18 protein-coding genes are annotated in these 17982 nt (G+C 61.5%); 8 read left to right on the top strand and 10 right to left on the bottom strand.

Annotated elements, in window-relative coordinates; translation table 11 throughout:
• Positions 1-19 precede the first annotated feature (19 nt).
• The 5 genes from FNZ07_RS25650 (at position 20) to FNZ07_RS25670 (ending at position 7326) form a co-directional block, all read left to right on the top strand.
• Positions 20-1609, top strand: a complete 1590-nt coding sequence (locus FNZ07_RS25650; RefSeq protein ID WP_091014414.1) for a GMC family oxidoreductase — start codon at positions 20-22, stop codon at positions 1607-1609.
• A gap of 66 nt (positions 1610-1675) precedes the next feature.
• On the top strand, positions 1676-3601 hold the full coding sequence (locus FNZ07_RS25655) for an acyl-CoA synthetase (protein WP_091014416.1): 1926 nt from the start codon (positions 1676-1678) through the stop codon (positions 3599-3601).
• Positions 3602-3631: 30 nt separating this feature from the next.
• Positions 3632-5080, top strand: a complete 1449-nt coding sequence (locus FNZ07_RS25660; RefSeq protein WP_211367936.1) for a coniferyl aldehyde dehydrogenase — start codon at positions 3632-3634, stop codon at positions 5078-5080.
• Between the two features lie 87 nt (positions 5081-5167).
• On the top strand, positions 5168-6259 hold the full coding sequence (locus tag FNZ07_RS25665; protein WP_091014418.1) for a triacylglycerol lipase: 1092 nt from the start codon (positions 5168-5170) through the stop codon (positions 6257-6259).
• 2 nt (positions 6260-6261) lie between these two features.
• Positions 6262-7326: a lipase secretion chaperone gene (locus FNZ07_RS25670; protein ID WP_091014420.1), complete on the top strand. Its 1065-nt coding sequence runs from the start codon at positions 6262-6264 to the stop codon at positions 7324-7326.
• Positions 7327-7387: 61 nt separating this feature from the next.
• Here the strand turns inward: FNZ07_RS25670 and FNZ07_RS25675 are convergent, their stop codons facing one another.
• Entirely contained in the window at positions 7388-8092 is a 705-nt protein-coding gene (locus tag FNZ07_RS25675; protein ID WP_245811524.1) for a Crp/Fnr family transcriptional regulator, read from the bottom strand.
• A 132-nt stretch (positions 8093-8224) separates the two neighbouring features.
• Between FNZ07_RS25675 and FNZ07_RS25680 the strand changes: the two genes are divergently transcribed.
• Together FNZ07_RS25680 and proP are read left to right on the top strand one after the other, a co-directional pair.
• Entirely contained in the window at positions 8225-8545 is a 321-nt protein-coding gene (locus FNZ07_RS25680) for a DUF962 domain-containing protein (RefSeq protein ID WP_091014422.1), read from the top strand.
• Between the two features lie 502 nt (positions 8546-9047).
• The gene (gene proP / locus FNZ07_RS25685; protein ID WP_091014425.1) at positions 9048-10511 is read left to right on the top strand and encodes a glycine betaine/L-proline transporter ProP; all 1464 of its coding nucleotides are present in this window, start codon (positions 9048-9050) and stop codon (positions 10509-10511) included.
• A 132-nt stretch (positions 10512-10643) separates the two neighbouring features.
• Here proP and FNZ07_RS25690 read toward each other — a convergent pair whose 3' ends face one another.
• The 8 genes from FNZ07_RS25690 to FNZ07_RS25725 form a co-directional block, all read right to left on the bottom strand.
• Positions 10644-11126: a metallophosphoesterase family protein gene (locus tag FNZ07_RS25690; RefSeq protein WP_091014783.1), complete on the bottom strand. Its 483-nt coding sequence runs from the start codon at positions 11124-11126 to the stop codon at positions 10644-10646.
• A 32-nt stretch (positions 11127-11158) separates the two neighbouring features.
• Positions 11159-11734 (bottom strand): TMEM175 family protein, encoded by a 576-nt coding sequence (locus FNZ07_RS25695; RefSeq protein ID WP_091014427.1) that lies wholly within the window; start codon positions 11732-11734, stop codon positions 11159-11161.
• Positions 11735-11846: 112 nt separating this feature from the next.
• The gene (locus FNZ07_RS25700; RefSeq protein ID WP_091014430.1) at positions 11847-13247 is read right to left on the bottom strand and encodes an FAD-containing oxidoreductase; all 1401 of its coding nucleotides are present in this window, start codon (positions 13245-13247) and stop codon (positions 11847-11849) included.
• 108 nt (positions 13248-13355) lie between these two features.
• Positions 13356-13544 carry a hypothetical protein gene (locus tag FNZ07_RS25705; RefSeq protein WP_091014432.1) on the bottom strand — a complete coding sequence of 63 codons (189 nt, stop codon included), beginning with the start codon at positions 13542-13544 and terminating at the stop codon, positions 13356-13358.
• A 185-nt stretch (positions 13545-13729) separates the two neighbouring features.
• Entirely contained in the window at positions 13730-14344 is a 615-nt protein-coding gene (locus tag FNZ07_RS25710; RefSeq protein ID WP_091014434.1) for a glutathione S-transferase family protein, read from the bottom strand.
• Between the two features lie 47 nt (positions 14345-14391).
• Complete coding sequence (locus FNZ07_RS25715; RefSeq protein ID WP_091014436.1) at positions 14392-15018, bottom strand: LysE family translocator; 627 nt, start codon at positions 15016-15018, stop codon at positions 14392-14394.
• 196 nt (positions 15019-15214) lie between these two features.
• On the bottom strand, positions 15215-15598 hold the full coding sequence (locus FNZ07_RS25720) for a cupin domain-containing protein (protein ID WP_091014438.1): 384 nt from the start codon (positions 15596-15598) through the stop codon (positions 15215-15217).
• A 2-nt stretch (positions 15599-15600) separates the two neighbouring features.
• The gene (locus tag FNZ07_RS25725; RefSeq protein ID WP_091014441.1) at positions 15601-16212 is read right to left on the bottom strand and encodes a LysE family translocator; all 612 of its coding nucleotides are present in this window, start codon (positions 16210-16212) and stop codon (positions 15601-15603) included.
• A 96-nt stretch (positions 16213-16308) separates the two neighbouring features.
• Here FNZ07_RS25725 and FNZ07_RS25730 point away from each other — a divergent pair, with 96 nt between their 5' ends.
• Positions 16309-17184, top strand: coding sequence for a LysR substrate-binding domain-containing protein (locus FNZ07_RS25730; RefSeq protein ID WP_091014786.1), 876 nt, complete (start codon positions 16309-16311; stop codon positions 17182-17184).
• Positions 17185-17247: 63 nt separating this feature from the next.
• On the opposite strand, the gene FNZ07_RS25735 is transcribed toward FNZ07_RS25730, so the two are convergent.
• Positions 17248-17982 (bottom strand): CbtA family protein, encoded by a 735-nt coding sequence (locus tag FNZ07_RS25735; RefSeq protein WP_091014444.1) that lies wholly within the window; start codon positions 17980-17982, stop codon positions 17248-17250.

Consider the following 17982-nt stretch of genomic DNA (forward strand, 5'->3'; position numbering starts at 1 on the left):
GATATCTAGAGGAGCATCCTTGGAATACGATTTCATCGTTGTCGGTGGCGGCTCGGGCGGCTGCGCAGTCGCAGGACGCCTGGCGCGCCTGCGCCCGCAGGCGCGCATTGCGCTGCTCGAAGCGGGGCCCGACGACAACAGCTTTCTGATTCGTGTTCCGACGGCTGTTGCGCTCGTCGGACCACGCCGCAATGCGCGCAATTACGCCTATGAGACCGTGCCGCAACCGGGCCTGAATGGCCGTCGTGGCTATCAACCGCGCGGCCGCGTCATCGGCGGCTCGAGCTCCATCAATGCGATGGTGTACATCCGCGGTCAGCACGACGACTACGACGACTGGGCCGGGCAAGGCTGCACCGGCTGGAGCTGGAACGAGGTTCTGCCTTATTTCAGGCGCGCCGAAGACAACACACGTGGCGACGATGAGTGGCACGGCAGCGGCGGCCCGCTGCATGTCAGCGATACGCCCGACCCCAATCCGTTTTCGCTCGCGTTCATCGAAGCGGCACGCGAAGCCGGTTTGCCGCACAACACCGATTTCAACGGCGCTGACCAGGAAGGCGCCGGCATGTACCAGCGCACGATCAAGAGCGGCGAACGCTGGAACGCCGCACGCGCGTATCTGTACAGCGCGTCGTTGCCGAACCTGGAAGTACTGACTCACACGCAGGCAATGCGGCTCCTCTTCGAAGGAAAGCGTTGTGTCGGGGTCGAGGTAGAACAGAACGGGGCACGCCGCAGTTTGCGTGCGCGTGCCGAAGTCGTACTCGCGAGCGGCGCCTTTGGCACGCCGCAACTGCTGATGTGCTCCGGTGTCGGCCCGGGCGAACATCTCGCGGCACACGGCATTCCGGTCCTGCACGATGCCGCGCAGGTGGGCGCCAATCTGCACGATCACCTCGATGTGGTGACCTGTCATCGTGTGCGCAACCCGGAGCTACTGGGTGTGTGCGCAAGCGAACCGTTGCGCACGATGAAGGAAATTCGCCGTTATCGCCGCGAGCATCGCGGCATGATCGCGAGCAATATCGCCGAAGCCGGCGGCTTCTTCAAAAGCGATCCGTCGCTGTCGCGCCCGGACGTTCAGATGCATTTCCTCATCGCGATCGTCGACGATCATGCGCGCAAGTTGCATCTGGGTACCGGCATCACGGGGCACGTCTGTCAGTTGCGGCCGAAAAGCCGCGGCAGCGTCAAGCTTGCGAGCGCCGATATTCATGCCGCTCCATTGATCGATCCAGGCTTTCTGTCGAATCCGGATGACCTCGAGACGATGGTAAGAGGCGCGCGCCTGATGAGCAGGATCATGCAGGCTCCAACGCTCGCCGCCTTTAAGCCGAAAGACCTCTACCCGGCAGCCCGCAGCGACGAAGAGTTGCGTGCACAGATTCGCGAACGTGCGGATACCGTTTATCACCCCGTCGGTAGTTGCCGCATGGGGAATGATGCGGCCAGCGTGGTTGATCCGCAGTTGCGCGTGCGTGGTCTCGAAGCGCTGCGCATTGCCGATGCTTCGATCATGCCGCAGATTGTCAGTGGCAACACCAATGCGCCGACCATCATGATTGGCGAGCGTGCAGCGGAATGGCTGGCCGAAGAACATCGCTAGGACGTGTGTGCCTCATCGCCCACCTGCGTGGTCCGGCGACAGGCTCATGAAGCAAGGAAACCGAACATGAAGGACGTCGCACCCTCGCAGCACAGCCATACCGGCGAGACGCAATGGCCACCCGCGAATCTACCTGTTAGCACGTACGAGATGATCCAGCGCGGCGCGGCAATCGATCCGGCTGCTCCTGCGTTGTCGTTTTTCCTGCGCGCCGACATGCACGAAAATCCGGAAACGTGGGACTACGCTGCCCTGCTGCGCCGGATCACGCAGGCGGCCAATAGCTTCCATGCGCTCGGTGTGCGCAAGGACGATGTCGTCTGTTTCCTGCTGCCCAATCTCCCGGAAACGCACTTCACGATCTGGGGCGCCGAAACAGCTGGAATCGCGGCTGCGATCAATCCGCTACTGGAACCGGCTTCGATCGTCTCGCTGCTGACGGCCATGCGGGCGACGGTACTGGTCACGCTCGCGCCGACACTCGGCAGCGATTTGTGGCCAAAACTGAAGCCTGCGCTGGCCGGGATCGATTCGCTGCGCCATGTGATGCTGGTCGATCTCACCGATCGCGTGCCCGCTGCAAAGCAGCCGTTCGATTACGCCGAACTGCGCAAAGGCCTGGCCCCGCATGTGGACGTACACGATTTCAACGCGACGCTCGATCAGCAACCTGCCGATCGTCTGCTCAGCGAACGCATCATCGAAGCTAGCGACGTCGCGTCGCTGTTCTGTACCGGCGGCACCACCGGCCTGCCTAAAATCGCGAAGCGTCGACACGGCAATGAGATCGCGAACACGTGGATGCTCATGCAGACGCTGCCCGGACTCAAACCCGGCAAAAGCATCTTCTGCGGCTTGCCGCTGTTTCATGTGAACGCAGGGAGTTGTACCGGCCTGTTCCCGTTCTCGGTCGGCGCGCAGGTGATCCTCGGTACGCCGCAAGGCTATCGCGGCGAAGGCGTGATCCCCCGCTTCTGGGAGATCGTCGAGCGACATCGCGTGAATTTCTTCATGGCCGTACCGACCGTTTACGCGGCGCTCCTGCAGGTGCCCACCGGCAAGCACGATCTGGGTTCGCTTGAGTACGGCATCTGCGGTGCGGCTTCAATGCCGACTGAAGTGTTTCGCCGGTTCGAAACCGCGTCGGGCATCAAGATTCTCGAAGGCTACGGACTGACCGAAACCTCGGCTGTGAGCAGCCTGAATCCGGCAGATGGCGAACGCCGCATTGGCTCGATCGGCCTGTGCCTGCCGGCGCAGTCGATGAAGGCCGTCGTACTCGATGCCGACGGTCACTATCTGCGCGACTGCGCCGTCGACGAAACCGGTGTGCTCGCAGTCTCGGGACCGAACGTATTTGCCGGTTATCTCGCCGAAGAACACAATCGCGACATCTGGCTCGATCTCGGCGACAGGCGCCGCTGGCTCAATACCGGCGATCTGGGTCGACAAGATGCCGACGGTTATTTCTGGCTCGCCGGACGCAAGAAAGAACTGATTATCCGCGGTGGCCATAACATCGATCCGGCTGCGATCGAAGGTCCACTGCTACGCCATCCCGATGTGCAATTCGCCGCCGCGGTAGCGCGCCCGGACGCGTATGCTGGCGAGCTACCGGTGGTCTACGTGCAACTCAAACCGGGCGCGACGGTAACAGAAGCCGAACTCACCGAATTCGCCGCCAGCCAGATCGGCGAACGCGCGGCACTGCCGAAGCAGGTTCGCATCATCGACATCATGCCGTTGACCGCGGTCGGCAAGATCTTCAAACCGGCGCTCAAGCGGCGCGAGATCGCGGAAACGTTGGCGGCGGCCCTGCGTCAAGCCGGCATCCCATTCGAACTCACCATGCTCGAAAACAGAACCCGTGGCGACGTGCTCCGGGCAATGTTGTTCAACGCGTCCGATGAAGCCGCTGCACGCGACATCCTCGGACAGTTCACCGTGCCGTTCGAAATTGCAGTTACACCAACCCTCGCTAGAGGCGATTGAACGCGACAGCGTTTCCGAAGGGAGAAAACAATGAACATGAATGAACGCGATATGCCTGGCATAGCGATTCCGGTCGAATTCGAACAATGCTTCGCGCGACAACGTGCCGCCTATCTGGCCGAGCCCAATCCGCCGTATGCGCAACGCGTGGCCGACCTGAAATCGCTTGCGCGCATGCTCAAAGAAAATCGCGCTGCGTTTATCGAAGCGATCAATCTCGACTACGGCAACCGCTCCGAATTCGAGACCCTGTTCAGCGAATTCTTCGTCGTGCTCGAAGGCATTCGCGATGCGATCAAACATCTGAAGCGCTGGATGAAACCGTCGAAGCGCCGGTTAGATGCGACGTTGTATCCGCTCGCGAAAAACCGCGTCATCCCGCAGCCGCTTGGTGTGATCGGCGTCATCGTGCCGTGGAATTTCCCGCTCAATCTGTCGTTTGCACCGCTGACGTCGATCTTCGCAGCCGGCAATCGCGCGATGGTCAAGATGTCGGAGAATTCGGCGCATCTCGCGCGTCTGCTCGCGGCAACCAGCCCGAAATACTTTTCGCCCGACAAGCTGACGTTCTTCGAAGATGCCGGCGGACGCGGACCGGCATTCAGTTCGTTGCCGTTCGATCATCTGCTGTTCACCGGCTCGGGACAAACCGGCCGCTCCGTGATGGCCAATGCGGCGCGCAATCTGACGCCGGTCACGCTCGAACTCGGCGGGAAATCGCCGGCCATCGTCGCTGAGGATTACCCGATCGAAACCGCGGCGAAACGCGTGATGTGGCTCAAGCTGCTTAACGCCGGCCAGATCTGTACGAACATCGATTATCTGTTTCTGCCGGAAACGCAGGTCGACGCCTTCGTCGCCGCGGCAAAGCAGTTGTTGAGCGAGCGCTATCCCGACATCAATGGCGGCGACTACACGTCGATCATCGACGAGCGTTCGTTCCAGCGCCTCAAGGACACACTCGACGACGCCAAAGCGAAGGGCGCGACGCTCATCAATCTCGCGGCCGGCCAGACACCCGATAGCAAACTGCGCAAGTTTCCCCCGCACATCGTGCTGAACCCCACCGACGACATGGTGCTGATGCAGCGCGAGATCTTTGGTCCGATCCTGCCGATCAAGACGTATCGCGATCACGAAGAAGTGATCCGCTACATCACGGGACGCGATCGGCCTCTGGCGATCTATCCGTTCTCGCACGACAAGCAGGTCCAGGATCTGTACATCGATCGGGTGATGTCCGGCGGCGTGTCGGTCAATGAAGGCATTCTGCATGTGGCCCAGCACGACATGCCGTTCGGTGGGGTGGGCGCAAGCGGGATGGGGCATTACCACGGCCACGAAGGGTTCATCACGTTCTCGAAGTTGCGGCCCGTGTTTTACCAGGCGCGATTCTCGTCGATACAGATGATGTTCCAGCCGCCCTATACTTCGCGCACGATGAAGCTGATGAATCTGCTGGTCAAGCTGAAGGGATAAGGAAGCAGTCTTCGACAATGGAAAGCCGCGCACCTTAGGGTAAGTGATTCTTCGCATCTCGCACCACGATAACGAACGGAGACAAAAGTGATCAAATCGGTTTCTGCAAAAATCATCGCGAGTGCGATCGCACTCGTGGTCGGAAGCGCCGCTCATGCTGGCTTGTCCGGCTCGGTGCCAGGATCGGGCGGGTCGACAACTGCTGCCGCTCCGGATTCCGGTGGAGGCTACACGCAGACGAAATATCCGATCGTGCTCGTACATGGGCTGACAGGCACGGACAAGTTCTTCGGCGTGATCGATTACTGGTACGGAATCAAGGCTGCGCTCGAGCGCGACGGCGCGACCGTCTACGTCGCCGATCTGTCGAGCTTTCAGGTCGACACGGGGCCGAACGGCCGTGGTGAACAACTGCTGGCGTATGTCAAAAACGTACTAGCCCTGACGGGCGCCGAGAAAGTCAACCTGATCGGTCATAGCCAGGGCGGTTATACAGCTCGCTATGTGGCGTCGGTCGCCCCTGCACTGGTCGCATCCGTGACGACGGTCGCCACTCCTCATCATGGCTCCGAATTTTTTGATTTCGTGGAAGAGGTGTTCAAAAAAGATCCAACGGGATTGTCCGAGCCCATCATCACGAGCCTCGCCAGTCTGCTGGGCTATGTCGCCAATAGCAATCACACGTTAATTGAGGATGCAGGCCCCGTATTTGCCCAGGTGACGACCTATGGCACCGAAGCATTCAACAAGAGCTTCCCGACAGCGGGGATCGGCCCCGCAGGCAGTTGCAAGAGTGGAGCCGAAACGGAAACCGTGGATGGCAATAAGCATCTGTTGTATTCGTGGGCCGGCAGCGCCATTCAGCCCACGGTCAACCTGTTCGGCACCACATTGACCAAAGATACCAGCGTGACGCTGCTGGACCCTGCAGAGGTACTCGATATATCGACACCACTTCTGCAAGCCACTGGCACCGTCATGATCAATCGCAATGCCGGGATGAACGACGGCCTGGTGTCGGTATGCAGTTCAATGTTCGGCAAGGTACTCAGCACCCGCTATCACTGGAATCATTTCGACGAAATCAACCAGCTCCTGGGAATTCGCGGCGGTAACGCTGAAGATCCCATCGCGGTCTTCCGGGATCACGCCAACCGCCTGAAGAACGCCGGCGTCTGACGATGGGCGCTCCGTCATCCAGCACGTCGCCGGTCAATAGCCGGCGCACCGCGACCACCTGGGTAATCGGGGCCGCCGCGTTGTGCGGCGCCCTGATCTACGGCTTCCATTCACGTCAAGTCGAGACGGTCGGACCGGACAGTTCGCGCGCACCGGCAAAGACAGGCGCCTCACCGTTTTCGCTCGCGACGATTAGCGATGCGTCGACCATCGGCCCTCAACTGCCTGCTTCGCTTCAGGGAACGACCGTACCGCGGCTCCCCATCGATGATCGCGGAAGCTTGCGAAAAACGAAGCGTGTGCGCGACTTCTACGATTACTTCCTGACTACCCAGAACGAAATTTCGCCGACTGCGCTCGATCATCTGGTCAATGCACAGATCGCCGTCCAGCTGGAGAACCGGCCCGGTCAACGCGAGGCCGAACAACTGTGGGGACGGTACCGCGCGTATCTGACGTCATTGGACCAGATCCAGCACGCACCGCAAGCTCAACCGTCCGTGCCTCTCGTCACGAATCTCGACCTGGATGCGATCCAGCTCGCGCTGGACCAGCGCACCCAACTCGCCGATCAGCATCTTGGCGAATGGGCGACGGTTTTCTTCGGAGACGACGAGCAACAGCAACGCTTTGATCTGGCCAGGCTGCGCATCAGTACCGATCCCAGGCTAAGCGATGCGGACAAAACGCGCCAGCTTGCCGCACTCGATCAGACACTGCCGGCCGACCAGCAGATAGCGCTCCAAAAACTCAAACTCCAGCAACAACACATGGACTCGTTGAGTCAGATCGAGAAGCAGCAGTTATCGCCTCAAGAGATGCAGGCTCAGATTGCACAAACGCTCGGACCAGCAGTCGCACAACGTGTCGCGCAAACAGCGCAGGCGGATCAGGCATGGAATACGACCTATGCGACCTATGCGAAGCAGCGCGATCGGATTCTGGCTGAAGGTCTTTTGCCGCAGGATCGGGATGCGCAGCTTGCTCAGCTCAGGCAGCAGTCGTTCCCGCAAGATAGCGATGCTCGTCGAGCTGCCGCACTGGATAGCGATGTAGTCAAGAACTAGTACCGTTGCGTGATCCGAAACGAAGTAATCTTTTATCAGCTAGCCAGCGCAAGCCATATTCCTAGCGTACGACGCTATCGTTTCCAATGCGACGCAACTGCTCGATGGAAACGATGGTGATATGCCGGTAGCTCATTGCAATAGCGCCGGACGCCTCGATGGACTTCAGTTCGAGCGCCAGTGTCTGGCGCGTAATGCCGAGCATCATCGCCAGCACCTCCTGACTCACGGTAATTCCTCGCCGCGAATCCGAAGCCATGGTCGTGTCGCCGTGCGCCAGCCATTCGAGGCGCCGGGCAACCCTCGCTCGCGTCGAGCGCAGCGTAGCGTCCTCAAGGAAGGAGTAGACCGCGCGTATGTGCCGCGCCTGAAGCAGTGCAATCGCGCGGCAGAAACTGTTTCGATGCAACAGTCGATCGAAGTGCTCCTTCGTCAGATAACGAAGTTCGACGCGCCCTACGGCAACCATGTCGTGTGACCGAGGTTTGCCATCGATCGCCGATACTTCACCGAACCAGTTGCCCGGTTCAAGTACGGTGAGAATCGCCTCTTTTCCATCTTCGCGAAGAACCGAGACCTTAACAAAACCGCTGACAATTCCGTAAAAGCCATCAGGCGAATCGCCCTGCCGGAAGAGGAATTCTCCTGCCTCAACGGAGTGTATCGCCGTCTTTGCGAGAAGCGCTTGTCGATCGTCAGGGTCGAGCGATACAAACCAGGGATCGACGGGCATCGGCACAGGGGAATTCTGATCGATCGGCTGCACCGGAGCGGCCCTCCTTCTGCGGATATGTCAGGTTAGATTGCAAGCTTTCTTGCAGTTCTGCGCAGCGATTGTGTTTAAGCTGGCACTCATCGACACTGGTAGTTAAAACGACCGGAAAATCTGGAGGAAAGTATGGCGAAATTCAATAGCTTCCGCGAGTTCTATCCGTTCTATCTGAGCGAGCATCAAAACCTGACCTGCCGACGCCTTCATTTCATCGGCAGCACGCTGGTGTTGTGTATCGCCGCGTTCGCGATCATCACCGGACAATTCCGCTGGCTCTGGCTGATTCCCGTGGTCGGCTATGGGTTCGCGTGGGTCGGCCATTTCTTCTTCGAAAAGAACCGGCCCGCCACGTTCAATCATCCTTTCTACAGTCTGCTTGGCGACTGGGTGATGTACAGGGACATCCTGCTCGGCCGACCGCTTACGCGTTCCACGGCCGGGCGTTGATTCGCTGAATCCCCCGCGGGACAAGGGTTTGCGGTCTCATCGCAGCCGTCCCGCCGCTTCCCGCGTTTGCACGATCGTCTTGCATCGTGTTAACATGTGCACCGTTCCAACAGCAATTCACCTTCATTCGCGCTCAATTCACCGCACGCGTTCATTCGCAGGTTAGTCCTCGGGTAGCGCAGTCCGCAACGAGTTGAGCTGTTTTCATACAAGAAGGCTTACGGCCTTTTTCGTTTCCAGCCTTACGGCGACGCAAGCAGGTTCTGCCCGCGTCTTCCTGCATCTGCCCCCCTTCCAGGCCACGCAGATGCAACCCTGTCAGCACCTCAGACGAGTGCACTTTCGCGACGAACTGTGCGATGCGAAGGCGTCGGCGTTTTCCGTCGACTTCGTGTGGCTTACGTAGCTTCCCGCCATCGTCTGCTCGCGAAACTGCACTCCCCCAGCAACCGTGGCCCGGCGCACGCGTCGGTCCACTGCCATTGGAAAGGGAGTTTCAATCTTGACCGCATCCAGCAACGGCTTCTGGCGCCATCACAAGCAAGACGAGCGCCTCACGCTCGATGACATCACCGTCGTCGATCAATCGCTGCTCAAGCGCGCAGTCGGCGCAATGGCGCTCGGCAATGCGATGGAATGGTTCGACTTCGGCGTGTACAGCTACATCGCCGTGACGCTCGGCCAGGTCTTCTTCCCGTCCAGCAGTCCATCCGCACAGCTGATCGCAACCTTCGGCACGTTCGCCGCCGCCTTCCTCGTGCGACCGCTCGGCGGCATGGTGTTCGGGCCGCTCGGTGACCGCATCGGCCGGCAACGCGTACTCGCGATGACGATGATCATGATGGCGTGCGGCACGTTCGCAATCGGTTTGATTCCGTCGTATGCATCGATCGGCATTCTTGCGCCGGTGTTGCTGCTCGTCGCGCGGCTCGTGCAGGGTTTCTCGACCGGCGGCGAGTATGGCGGTGCCGCCACGTTCATCGCCGAGTTCTCGACAGATAAACGGCGCGGCTTCATGGGCAGTTTCCTCGAGTTCGGCACGTTGATCGGCTATGTGCTCGGCGCAGGCACGGTCGCGCTGCTCACGGCGACGCTCTCGCATGAAGCGCTATTGTCGTGGGGCTGGCGGGTGCCGTTCATGATCGCGGGTCCGCTCGGCCTGGTCGGTTTGTACATCCGCCTGAAGCTCGAAGAAACGCCTGCGTTCAAAAAGCAGGCAGAGGAAAACCAGGAGCACACACGGCCGCAACAAACGCTGCGTCAGTTGCTCGCACAACAATGGAAGCCGCTGCTGCTGTGCGTCGGTCTCGTGCTGATCTTCAACGTGACCGACTACATGGCGTTGTCGTATCTGCCGAGCTATCTGTCGGCGACGTTGCATTTCGATGAAACGCACGGCCTCTTTCTCGTACTGCTCGTCATGCTGCTGATGATGCCGATGACACTGTACGCCGGGCACCTGTCCGACCGCTTCGGCCGCAAACCTGTTCTGCTGTCCGGCTGTGTAGGCCTCTTTATGCTGTCGATCCCTGCCCTGCTGCTGATCCGCACCGGCGACACGTTGTCCGTATTCGGCGGTCTGCTGATGCTCGGCACACTGCTGTCGTGCTTCACCGGCGTGATGCCGTCCGCACTACCGGCCCTGTTCCCGACCAGAATCCGCTACGGCGCGCTCGCTATCGGTTTCAATCTGTCGGTGTCGTTGTTCGGCGGTACGACACCGCTCGTTGCCGCGTGGCTCGTCGATTCGACCGGCAATCTGATGATGCCCGCGTACTACCTGATGGGCGCATCGTTGATCGGCATCGTGTCGGTACTTGCGTTGCGCGAGACCGCGCGCAAACCGCTGCCAGGTTCCGGCCCGTGCGTCGCGACGAACGCCGAAGCGCATGCGGTGTTGCGCGGTCATCGCGAGGCGGAGGAAATGGATGAGGCGTATGCGACGGCGGCGACTGCGCGGGCCTGATACTCGGCACGCAGTCTGCTGAACAGGGATCGGCGGGGTTCAGGAATTGCGAGCGGCGGCCACACGCGCCGCTCGCGTGTCGCTTTCGTATAGCTTTCGTATCGCTTTCGTATCGCTTAAGTGCCGTCAACATCAAACCGCCAGCGTATGCAGCGTCGCGTTCACATGCGCGCCGTCGATCTCGAGTATCGCCACCGACACCGGCAAACGAAAACGCCGCGGCCCCGCGCTACCCGGGTTGACGAACAGCACCCCGTCGTCGCGCAGATCGACCAGCGGTTTGTGCGAATGCCCGGTGACGACAACGCCGATGCCGTCGCGGTGCAGATCGTCGGGTACATCGGCGATATCGTGGACGACGAGAATCTTCGTCTGCTGCACGGTCAGCGTTGCGTGCGTCGGTAACGCACGGGCCCACGCCCCCGTATCGTTGTTACCACGCACGACAGTAAGTGGCGCGAGCACGGCGAGCGCATCGAGTACGGCCGCTTCGCAGATATCGCCGGCATGCACGATGGCCTCGCATCCGGCGAGGCACTGCAGCGCTTCGGGACGCACGAGGTTGTGCGTGTCGGAAATCAGACCGATGCGGGAGGGTGACGGGCGGGTGGGCATGATGGTGTGAATGAGCGCGAGCGGCGCCTCACTCAAGACTCCAGCACGCGCGCAATGCGCCGGTCCGGAATCAGCCACAGCGCAGCCGCGGCCGTATAAAGCACGGCGGAAATCCACGGCGCGACGAACGCGAGCACCACCCCCGCCAGATAGATCACCGCCGACACCTTACCCTTGATGTCACGCCCTATCGCCTTCGCGAGCGTCGAGTCGCGGCCCTCGCTGCGTATCAACGCCTGAATCAGGATGAAATACGCGACCGCGGCCATGAACAGCACGAATCCGTACAGCGCAGTGGGCCACGCGGCCAGGTGACTCTCGCCGATCCAGTCCGTGATGACCGGAAACAGCGACAGCCAGAACAGCAGATGCAGGTTCGCCCACAGCACGCCGCCGCTCACCTTCTGCACCGCGTGGAAAGTGTGGTGATGATTGTTCCAGTAGATGCCCACGTAGATGAAGCTCAGGACATAGGCGAGAAACACGGGAATCAACGGCTGCAGTGCGGCAAGATCGATGCCGTGGGGCACCTTCAGTTCAAGCACCATGATCGTGATGATGATGGCGATGACGCCATCGCTGAAGGCTTCGAGTCGTCCTTTGCCCATCTGCGGGTTCCCTGTCGGTTGATATAACGATGTACGGCGCGGCGCATACGCGACACGAACGCGCAGCCGATTATCGGCGATGCGCGGTTGCCTTGTCGATGGCGGCTGCCTCTCAAACCAGCGGCTTCAACCCATCGAGCAGCGTCGGTATCAGTTCGCAGATCGTCGGGTGAATATGCATCGCGTACTGCAACGTCGTGTACGGCGCACCGGCGGTCATGATGTCGATGAACGTATGAATCGCCTCGTCGCCCTCGATGCCGAAAATCGTCGCGCCGAGAATGCGTTTCGTCTGCGCATCGACGAGCGCTTTCATGAAGCCGTCGGTTTCGCCGCGCTCGCGTGCGCGGCCGACACGCGACATCGGCATCGTCGCAATCAGCGCGGGCCGGCCGCTCGCACGTACTTCGCTTTCCGACATGCCAACGCGCGCCAGCGGTGGATCGACATACAACGCATAAGCCATGATGCGATCGTCGACACTACGCGAACCGCCATCGAGCAGATTCGCCGCGACGATCTGGAAATCGTCGTAGGACGTATGCGTGAATGCGCCGCGTCCGTTGATATCGCCGATCGCCCACACGCCCTGCACGTTCGTGCGTAGTTGTCCGTCGACGGGAATCCTGCCGTGCCGGTCGGTAGTGACGCCTGCAGCGTCGAGGCCGAGATCGTCGGTGTTCGGCCGGCGGCCTGTGGCGAACAACACGTGTGAGGCGTCGAGCGACGCGGCGCCCTTGCCGAACTTCACGCGCACGCCGCTGCCATCGGCCTGCAATGGCTCAACGCTCGCCAGATCGGCGCCGTAGCGGAATTCGATGCCCTCGCGCGCGAGTACGGTTTGCACAGCTAGCGCAAAGTCCTCGTCCTCGCGAGTCAAGATCCGCTCTTCGCGCACGAGTACGGTGACATGGCTGCCGAAGCGGCGAAACACCTGGGCGAATTCAAGCGCGATATAGCTGCCGCCGACGATAGCCAGATGTTCCGGCACCTCGCTCAATTCGAGCAGCGTGGAATTCGTGTAATGGCGAATGCGTTCGATACCGTCGACCGGCGGCACGACTGCGCGCGTGCCAGTATTGATGAAGATCTGGTCGGCGCTGAGCTGTTCGACGATCTGGCCGTCGCGATCGGCGATCTGAACCGTATGCGGACCGGTGAAGCGCGCGTGTCCGTTGAACACCGTCACGTTCTGCGCACCGCGCAACCATTGTTCGAGGCCATCGCGCGACTGTGCGACGACCTTGTCCTTGCGCACTTTCACTTGCTCAAGATTCACCGAAACCGGGCCTTCCACCTGCACACCGAGTTCGGCCGCGTGACGCGCGACATGCGCCGCCCGCGCACTCGCAACGTAGCTCTTGGTTGGTGTGCAACCGACATTGACGCAGGTGCCGCCAAACGCGGCTCGCTCGATCACCGCAGTTTTTCGACCGCTTTCCCCAAGGCGCACAGCAAGCGGCGGACCGCCCTGCCCGGTACCGATCACGATTGCGTCGAAGTGTTGCGGCATGGCGGAGCTCCCGAAGCAGGTGTGGGGATGCGTGCCATCTTACGCCTCGGCGGTGAATGGATTGGTGTCTTCGGCCTCGCTGGTCGGGGGATGTGCCGCAGCGACCTGTCAGGCCGTGCAATGACCGTGACAGAACAGCGATCGCGCGCTATGCAACGCTGCCTGCGCACCGCGCGTCACCGCCATCACGCCGACCTGCGCGAGATTGAAATCCTGCGACACCATCAATTGCATGAGCGCAACCATCGGCAGCACCACTGCCGGGTGATACAGCTGACGTACGATCAGGTCTCTCATGACTGCTCCCATCGGGCGGTGCCGCTTCGGCGCCGTGCCGCAATTGACGTTTCGATGGGAGCATTGTAGGAAGGCGCGACCCGCGGATAAATGGGCCGAATGCGAAGTCACTTGTCGCCGGATGCGAACAATCGGCGGCGGGCCGCGCAGGCCCTACCGGCGGGGCCTCCGCGGCAGGCCGTCGCCTATTCGAGCGGTGTCGCGATGAACTCGGGCAGCGCTTCGGCACGTGCCGAGAACGCCGCCAGAGCCGGATACTGCGCCGGGTCGACCGTACCGGGCAAGATGAACTGCGTGAACCGCCAGGCAACCGCCGTGGTGATATCGGGCTGCATCAAGCGGTCGCCGAACAGCCAGCCGTCATGGCCGGCCACCAGCGTTTCGAGCTGCGCAAACGCGTGGTGCATTTGCGTCTGCACGCGCTCCACCCATGGCTCGTGCTGGCGTTCCGCCGGTCGCAGGTTACGTTCGTAGACGTTCTGCACGGTCTTCTCGGCGGCCGCGAGCGCAAAACCCGTCACCTGCTGCGCGCGTTGGCGCGCCGCCGGATCCTCGGGCATCAAGCGACGCTCGGGCGCGAACTTGCGGTCGAGATGATCGAGGATCAGCGACGAATCGATCAGCACCGTGCCGTCGTCCTCGACCAGCGTCGGCGCTTTCACGACCGGATTGATCTTCGCAAACTCATCGTAGTGACGAAACACCGACAGGTTGCGATGTTCGAACGGCAGGCCGAGCACGGCCAGCGAAATCGCGACGCGACGCACATAGGGGGAATCCAGCATGCCGATCAACTGCATCTTGTCACTCCAGGTTCGTGGAAAAGGACCTGCGCGTTCCCGAAACTTCAACGCTGCTGCAGTGCCACTCGCAAGCCCAGCGAAAGGAAGATCGTGCCGATGATCTTGCCCTGCCAGCGGACGAGCCACGTCAGCCTTTTGACCAGCCGGCCGAGCGGACGGATCGTGAGCGCGAGCACGGTGGTGTAAAGCACGCTCAACACGACGAACACGCCGCCGAGCACGGCGAACTGCGCAAACGACGAACCCTGTCCCGGATGCACGAACTGCGGCAGGAAAGCGAGAAAGAACAGTGCGGTCTTGGGGTTCAGCACTTCGGCGGGAATCGCCTGCCAGAACGCTTGTGCCGGTGTCACGGCGGGAATTTTCGGCAGTGTCGGGTCGGACGGTTTCTCGAGCAGCGCGCGCACGCCGAGATAAACCAGGTACGCGGCACCGATCAGCTTGACGGCGTTGAACGCGAGCGACGACGTCATCAGCAGCGCCGACAGGCCGGCCGCCGCGCACAGCGTGTGGATGAAATCGCCGGTGGCGATGCCGAGCCCGGTCAGGATGCCGGTTTTACGACCGCCCTGTACGGTGCGGGTCAGGACCAGCAGAACGGCCGGCCCGGGGATCAGCATCAGCCCCAGCACGACAGCGACGAAAGTGCCCAGCGTGGAAAGCGAAAACATTCAGTGCCTCCTGTCGATCGGAGTTAGCGCTTTAGCTGTCGGCCAGAGTTCGCGCTTTAGCGCGTTACTCGGGCCCCATGCAAAGCACTTACTCCGGTCCCACGCCCGAAGGGGCGTTTGCGGACAATATGTGTGAACCGCGAGTGTCGCATTTCCGGCGGCTTCGATTCAAGACACAACTGATGGGGCCACACAACTATCCGAGTTGCTGCTCGATCGTGCGCGTGAGCGGCGTGTCGACGTCGCCCGTGTGACGCGTCGTCACCGCCTCGATCAGCACGATCCAGCACTCGTCCTGCGCAACCGGATTGTGCAGCACGCCTTTTGGCACAACGTGCACGCCCCCCTCGCCAAGCTCGACGACGCGGCCGCCTTCGTATTCCATCCGCAGCCGGCCGCGCACCACGTAGAACAGTTCGTCCTCGTCGCGGTGACTGTGCCACGCCAGTTCGCCCTTCACCTTCGCGATCTTCATGTACTGATCGTTGACCTGCGCCACGACTTTCGGCGACCAGTATTCGGTCACCGCGTCGAACGCGGACATCAGGTCGAACGATTCCGCAAACCCTGTTGCAACCATTGCTATCTCCACATTGGAACAATCGATACCGCCAGCAACACGCCGAGTAGCGTATTGACAATGCGCCATTGCCGCTCGGTGCGCACCAGCCGCGCGAGCAGCACGCCAGCTGCGCACCACAGCGACAGCGACACCGCCGCCGACACCCCGAACGCGCCGCCAAGCAACAACGCGAGATGCAGCGGCCCATTCGCGAGCATCGCGAACGACGCCGCCGCGCCGAGGGCCATGGCCCAACCCTTCGGATTGAGCCAGAGCAGACACGCCCCGCCGAGCAAGGTGGTGGGCGCCGCCGTCGAGCGGTCGAGATCGGGCGCCCCGCTGCGCGCGACCCGCCACGCCAGCCACAGCAGATATGCGCTGCCGATCGCCTTCATGCCGGTCTGCAGCACGGGCGCGGCCAGCAGCACGCCAGCGAGACCGGCGGCGGCAGCGGCGGCCAGCGACGCAAGCCCCAGCGCGATGCCCGCCATCAACGGAATCGAGCGGCGAAAGCCGAACTGCGAGCCCGACGCAGTGGCGAGCGCCGTCGCACCGCCGGGCGTCACGGTGGCAACGGCGGCAAACAGGATCAACGGTGCGATCGAGCCGGTCGAGGTGGCGACGAAGGACATGGCAGCGTTCCGGAGCAAAACGTCACTGTAGTCATCTCGTTCACATTAGAAAATCGAAAGTTTCTGATGATTCACATTAGACAATATAATGTGACGATGAACCGAAATCTCGACCTCGCACTGGTGCGCACTTTCGTTGTGGTTGCCGACCACAGCAGCATGACCGTTGCCGCCAACCGCCTGCATTTGACCCAAGGCGCGGTGAGCCAGCAGATCAAGCGCCTCGAGGAGGCTTTGGGTTGCGACCTGTTCGATCGCGTCGGACGCCAGCTCGAACTGACCCAGGTCGGCGAGCGCTTTCTCGGCAAGGCGAAACGCCTGCTCGGCATGAACGATGAAATCTGGGCGGATATGGCGGCCCGTCCGATACTCGGCCAGGTGCGCCTGGGTGTCCCCTACGATCTGGTCGGCGCCTGCTTCGCGCCGATCTTCAAGGCGTTTACCGAAGCGTGGCCGAACGTGGAGATGGCGATTGTCTGCGGTTCATCGCCGGAACTCGCGGAGGCACTGGCGCGCGGTTCGCTCGATGTCGCAGTGATCGAAGAACCTGCAACCGAAGCAAGTGGCGAATGTCTGCGTGTCGAACGCCTGGTGTGGGTCGGCGCGCGCGGCGGCAGCGCGCATCTGAAGCGACCGCTGCCGGTCTCGATGGTGAGCGACACCTGCGCATTCCGGCAGACCGTGCTCGGTGCGCTGGGCAGCAGTGGCATCGAGTGGCGCACGGTCTTCGAGAGCGGCAACATCGAAGCGACCACCGCGACGGTGCGCAGCGGGCTCGCTGTGACCGCGTGGCTGACGTCGACCGTGCCCGCCGATCTCGACATTCTCAGCGCGGATGCTCAACTGCCCGAACTTCCGCCGTTCGCGATCAGCCTGCGATTTCCTGCGCAGGGCGCCAACCCGGCCGGACGCGAACTCGCGCAGTTCATTCGCGATGGACTGCTGCGGCAACATCGGCCCGCGCCGATGTGAAGCAGCAACGCGCAGCAGGATTTCGCCGATGTCGCGCTCGCTCGACTTCTCGACTTCAACCGTTCACAGCCCGGCCGGCAACACGTTGCGCGAGCTCTGCTGTGCACGCTCGACGAGCGCACCGAACAGCAACCCGATCGTCGTCCACATGATCGCCTGCATGCCAAGCGCCGCGAGGCGGAATTTCCACAGCAGCGCAGCGGGGAATGCAACCGGCACTTCGTTGATCGACGGTAGACCAAGTTGCACGGCCGCGATGATGACGATAAAAACCGCACCTGCCACGATCGCTCCGTTCCACGCACCGAAGCGTGCCGCCGCGTGACGGCGCAGCTTCAACGAAAACACCGTCGCCGCCAGCGAGATCGCGATCATCAGGAAGAACAGGCCCGTGCGATAGCCGATCGTCTCGGGGTCGCCGATCGACGGAGGATTCGCCGGGTACTTGAGATTCGGCACGATCACGATCGCGACGAACGCTGCGAGCGCGAGCAACGCCGACAATGCACGTGCACCGAGCCGACCCGAGCGGCCATATGCATACGCGAACACGAGCGAGAACAACCCGCCCACCGCTGCGCCATACACGACTACACCGGTCAACAAACCGAGCCCCGCCTGCGTGTGACGGCTGACAATTTCCGGTTCGGGAGCTTCGCCCTTCGCCGCATCGGCCTTCTCTTCGAACGAGATCGCCTGATCGACCTGCGGTTCGCCGGCGATCTTCGCAAAAGTGAACGTGAGCAATCCCGCGACGATGCCCGTGAGCATCCCGCGCATCAACAATCTACCGACCAT

The sequence above is a fragment of the Paraburkholderia megapolitana genome (genome assembly GCF_007556815.1).
Lineage (GTDB): Bacteria > Pseudomonadota > Gammaproteobacteria > Burkholderiales > Burkholderiaceae > Paraburkholderia > Paraburkholderia megapolitana.